A 2726-nucleotide genomic window follows, 5' to 3' on the forward strand; every position below is an offset into this window, starting at 1 on the left:
CGGCCCGCCGGCAGGCTCCCGTCCACGACGATGACCCACTTCAGCCGTGCCTTACGGGTCGGCTCGTGGGTCGTGAGGTCTTCCTGGGTGAGTTCGGGGAGGGACATGGAGCTCCTTGAGGACGTATGCGTATACCCGCATACGCTAGGCAGACATACCGGCCCTGTCATCGAGCGCCGTATGCCGTACGCCAAAGGAGGTCCTTCATGAAATTTGATGCGGTTGACCGGGCTCTGCTGCGGGAGTTGCAGAACGATGCACGGCAGACCAACCGGGACCTGGCCGCCGGGGCCGGGGTCTCGCCCTCGACCTCGCTGGAGCGCGTGAAGCTGCTGCGCGAGCGCGGTGTGATCACCGGCTATCACGCGGCCGTCGACCTCGAAGCGATGGGGCGGCCGGTGCAGGCGCTCATCTCGGTCCGTATCAGGCCGCCGGCCCGGCCGGTCATCGAGGGATTCCGTGAGTGGGCGGCGCGGCTGCCGGAGGTGATCGGACTGTTCGTCACCTCCGGCGCGCACGACTTCCTGCTGCATGTCGCCGTCCCCGGTGTCGACGGCGTGTACGCCTTTGTCATCGACCGCCTCACGGAGCGCCGCGAGGTGGCCGACGTACAGACGACGCTGGTGTACGAGCACGTCACCGCGGATCGGATCGATCCCGTCGGCGGGGACGACCGCAGGGGGCCCGCCGGCCCTACAGCGAGGTGAGGTCGACCGCCTCGGCCAGGGCCCGCATGCCCTCGTCGTTCGGGTGCAGATGGTCGCCGCAGTCGAACGCGGGCAGCAGCCGGTCGTGGTCCTCGGGGTCGCGCAGTGCCAGATCGAAGTCGACGATCGCGTCGAACGACCCGCTGTGCCGGACGAAGGCGTTGACGGTACGGCGGTGCGCCTCGGCCTCCTCCGACCAGCCCGGCCAGCCGATGAACGGCAGGATCGTGCCGCCGATGACGCGCTTCCCGGCGGCGTGGACGCGGGCGATGATCTCCCGGTAGCCGGTGATCAGGTCGTCGGCGGTCGGCCGGTGCTCCGCCTTGAGGTCGTTGACGCCTTCCAGCAGCAGCACCGTACGCACCCCGTCGTGTGACAGCACATCGCGGTCGAGCCGCTTCAGCGCGCTGACCCCGGCCCCGTCGGTGAGCACCTGGTTGCCGGAGATGCCCGCGTTGGCGACGCCCTTGACGCTGCTCGCCGGGTCGGCCAGCAGTCGCCGGGCGAGCTGGTCGGGCCAGCGGAGGTTCGCGTTGTCGGTGGAGGCGGAGCCGTCGGTGATCGAGTCGCCGAACGTCACCACAGCGCCGGTTCCCGGCTCCCGCGCCTCGACGGTGACCGCGTCGAGGTGGAACCAGGAGCTGATCTCCTCGGTGTAGCCCGCCGGGCCGCTCGCGCCCGCCAGGTCACCCTTTCCGGTGTACGAGGTCTGCCCGGCGCGCAGGTGTCCGGTCGCCGTGCCGGACGCGTCCTGTACGTACAGGCTCACGGCGAGGTCGGCCCGCTCGCGTACGGCGCCGGGCAGCGGATCGCTGTACACGTCGGCGCCGGGGGCGACGGTCACCGTCGCCGACCCGCCGAAGGTCAGCGGGCGGTTCGTTCCTGCGGCGACCTCGGCGCCGGCCGCCGACTCGCCGACGTACACCGGCCCGAGGGCCACGGGCTGTTCGCCGAAGGCGTTGGAGAGCCGGACACGCAGCGCCTGGCCCCCGACGCTCGTACGGACGATCAGTCGGTAGGTGCGGTCGGCGGCGGCCGGTACGTCGAGTCGGTCGGCGCTCGCCGCCCAGGTGACGACGGAGGGTCCGGGCGCGCCGGACGGGTGTGTGTGTATCGGCATGGGACGACCCTACCGATCTTGGACGAGGAGCCTCCAGAGCCAGTTGTTCGGACAGTCGTGTTAGCGTTTAAGTGATAGGCGAACTATCGTTTGATGTGTGGCCTGCGGCTGTGGGCCGCGCCAGTGGAAGGAAACCGGACATGACACGGACGTGGCTCATCACCGGCAGCTCACGCGGCTTCGGGAAGGAGCTGGCCGTGGCGGTCCTCGAAGCAGGGGACAACGTCGTCGCGACCGCCCGCCGCCCCGAGCAGTTGGCCGACCTCGTACAGAAGTACGGCGACCGGGTACGCGCCACCGCGCTCGACGTCACGGACGCGGCGGCCGCAAGGGCCGCTGTCGCGGCGGCACTCGACGCGTTCGGCGGACTCGACGTCGTCGTCAACAACGCCGGTTACGCCAACTCCGCACCCATCGAGGAGATGCCGGAGGACGACTTCCGCGCGCAGATCGAGACCAACCTCTTCGGCGTCGTCAACGTCACCAGGGCGGCCCTGCCCGTGCTGCGGAGCCGGCGCTCGGGACACTTCTTCCAGTTCTCCTCCATCGGCGGCCGGGTCGGCGGCACACCGGGAATGGGCGCGTACCAGACCGCGAAGTACGCGGTCGAGGGCTTCTCCGAGGTGCTCAGCAACGAGGTCGGTCCCCTCGGCGTCAAGGTCACCATCGTCGAGCCCGGCGCGTTCCGCACCGACTGGCAGGGCTCGTCCATGCGCCGGTACGAGGTGGGCGAGGACTACGACGCGACGGTGGGCGCGATGAACCGTTACCGGGAGGCCAACAGCGACAACCAGCCCGGCGACCCGGCGCGCGCGGCCCGGATCATCATGGATGTCGCCGCACTCGACGAGCCGCCGCTGCGGCTGCTCCTCGGAGCGGGCGCGGTCGCGGCGGCCGAG

3 protein-coding genes and 1 pseudogene are annotated in these 2726 nt (G+C 70.4%); 2 read left to right on the top strand and 2 right to left on the bottom strand.

The features are described from left to right. Window positions 1-170, bottom strand: a pseudogene (locus tag QR77_RS50120) (hypothetical protein); the annotation flags it as partial. Between the two features lie 36 nt (window positions 171-206). Between QR77_RS50120 and QR77_RS40130 the strand changes: the two are divergent. After that, a complete protein-coding gene (locus QR77_RS40130; RefSeq protein WP_040026834.1) occupies window positions 207-707 on the top strand; it encodes an Lrp/AsnC family transcriptional regulator in 501 nt (166 codons plus the stop codon). Here the strand turns inward: QR77_RS40130 and QR77_RS40135 are convergent. Continuing rightward, entirely contained in the window at window positions 694-1827 is a 1134-nt protein-coding gene (locus QR77_RS40135) for an SGNH/GDSL hydrolase family protein (protein ID WP_052489460.1), read from the bottom strand. The two genes, QR77_RS40130 and QR77_RS40135, sit on opposite strands and share 14 nt — an antisense overlap. Window positions 1828-1967: 140 nt before the next feature. On the opposite strand from QR77_RS40135, the gene QR77_RS40140 reads away from it, so the two are divergent. Beyond that, a partial coding sequence (locus QR77_RS40140) for an oxidoreductase (RefSeq protein ID WP_063798222.1) occupies window positions 1968-2726 on the top strand: 759 nt, incomplete at its 3' end.

This window comes from Streptomyces sp. 150FB (assembly GCF_000818195.1).
Classification (GTDB): Bacteria; Actinomycetota; Actinomycetes; order Streptomycetales; family Streptomycetaceae; genus Streptomyces.